The organism is Lyngbya aestuarii BL J (assembly GCF_000478195.2).
GTDB lineage: Bacteria > Cyanobacteriota > Cyanobacteriia > Cyanobacteriales > Microcoleaceae > Capilliphycus > Capilliphycus aestuarii.
Genome location: NZ_AUZM01000182.1, coordinates 1 through 1,775 on the forward strand (window position 1 = coordinate 1; position 1,775 = coordinate 1,775).

At 38.8% G+C, this 1,775-nt stretch carries 2 protein-coding genes; one reads left to right on the plus strand and one right to left on the minus strand.

Going from position 1 to position 1,775, the window contains the following annotated elements; genetic code table 11:
• Positions 1–90 precede the first annotated feature (90 nt).
• A complete protein-coding gene (locus tag M595_RS27325; protein WP_040484526.1) occupies positions 91–573 on the minus strand; it encodes a hypothetical protein in 483 nt (160 codons plus the stop codon).
• A 591-nt stretch (positions 574–1,164) separates the two neighbouring features.
• Here M595_RS27325 and M595_RS27330 point away from each other — a divergent pair.
• A partial coding sequence (locus tag M595_RS27330) for a circularly permuted type 2 ATP-grasp protein (RefSeq protein ID WP_023069314.1) occupies positions 1,165–1,775 on the plus strand: 611 nt, incomplete at its 3' end.

A 1,775-nucleotide genomic window follows, 5' to 3' on the forward strand; every position in this document is an offset into this window, starting at 1 on the left:
AGTTTGCGAGAAACATTAACCACAAATCCTAATTGGCAAATTCAAGAAGTTTATTTTACCAATTTGGGTGAAGATCTGGTTTTATGATGTTTATGACCTCAACTGTTGCCATCGATTTCTTAAGTAGAGAAAGACGGGAAATTGGTAAGCTTCTGCAATCAGCCACAAGACTAAAAATAGATGAGATAAAAATGCGATAACTGTCCAAAAAATTGGAAACCAAGCCGAAAATCCACCCGAAATTGGAGGAAACAGAAAAGCAGAGAGTCCAATCAAAGTTGGAGGTAACAAGATGAGTAACAATGCTGCTAACCAATAAACCCAACTAATTTCGAGGTTGCCAATATGTTCTCCTTTCCAGTTTTGACCATTCCATCGCCAAGTAATAGAAGGTTCCCGATCTGCCATTTTCAGGAGTTGTCTTTCTGGATGAATGGTAAAAATGTGACGACAGACATCACAACCAAATGCGTCCATTAAAGCAATATTAGAAAGATCACCACAGCGACACACTGGACAGGGGTAGGTTTCTTGATAGCTTAATGGATTTTCCTTTTCTTTGAACATAGACATAGATTAATCCTGTATTGACTCAATCCCAAATATTTTCTCGATTTTTTAATACTTTCTTTAGATTGTGAGTAGGCAAGTTGTGATTCGACGATCTTTGATTGAGTTCACCCGTTTGCACTGACTTTTAGTTAATTTAACACAACTGTTCCGGGCTAGGGGTTTGAGATCGGAAGTTGACAGCTTGACGATTTTCGTATCATTAGTTACAGCCTCTAGACTCAGCCTCCCTCTATTGTCATATATAATACTTGAAAATTCCATAAAACTCTGTTGTGATCGGGGATGAATACGTTTAAAGTTTCGTCACTTTCGATCAAATCGCATCTGTGAATTTTTTTGATCGGCTAAAAAAAATAGATCAAACTGACAAAAGTTCTGGTAAAGTATTAGTTAACCTTTTAACAAAGAGGGAATGATCACTCAGCAGTGTACTGTGTTTGGTTAGTCATTATGATGATGTATTCTGAAAAGCAAATCACAGAACAATCAAAAACTAACTGCACTGAGACACACCTTTTCTGAACTGATCAATAGATTTGACAACTCTCAATTCAAATGACTTTGTTGTGACAGCAATAGGGACAAAAGCCAGTGCGATTTGATTCCTACGAACCCGGGGATTTCTACGATGAAATGTTTATCGCCAAAGGGGAACCTCGCCTTGAGGCCAAACTGCTAATTGAACGGATTAATTCTCTTTCTCCAGGGGAGCTAACCCTGCGACAGCAAGCCGCTCAAGCCGCTTTGATTAAGCTCGGAGCTACATTTAATGTTTATGGAGATCATCAAGGGACTGAACGGGTATTTCCCTTTGATATTGTACCTCGAATTGTCTCAGCTTCCGAATGGAACTGGTTAGAAAAAGGACTCAAACAACGAATTCATGCTTTGAACTTGTTCATTGCTGATATTTACAGTGAGCAAAAAATTATCAAAGATGGCATTATGCCGGCAGATTTAATTCAGTCTTCTAAAGGATTTCTAAAGCCTTGTATGGGATTAAAACCCCCGCAAGAAATTTGGTGTCATATTACCGGAACTGATTTAGTTCGCGATCGCGATGGACAATGGTATGTACTCGAAGATAATCTTCGTTGTCCTTCGGGGATTTCTTATGTACTCGAAAATCGCCGCGTGATGAAAAGTACATTTCCGCAAATTTTTGCGACATTAGGAATTCAACCCGTTGATGAATATGCGAG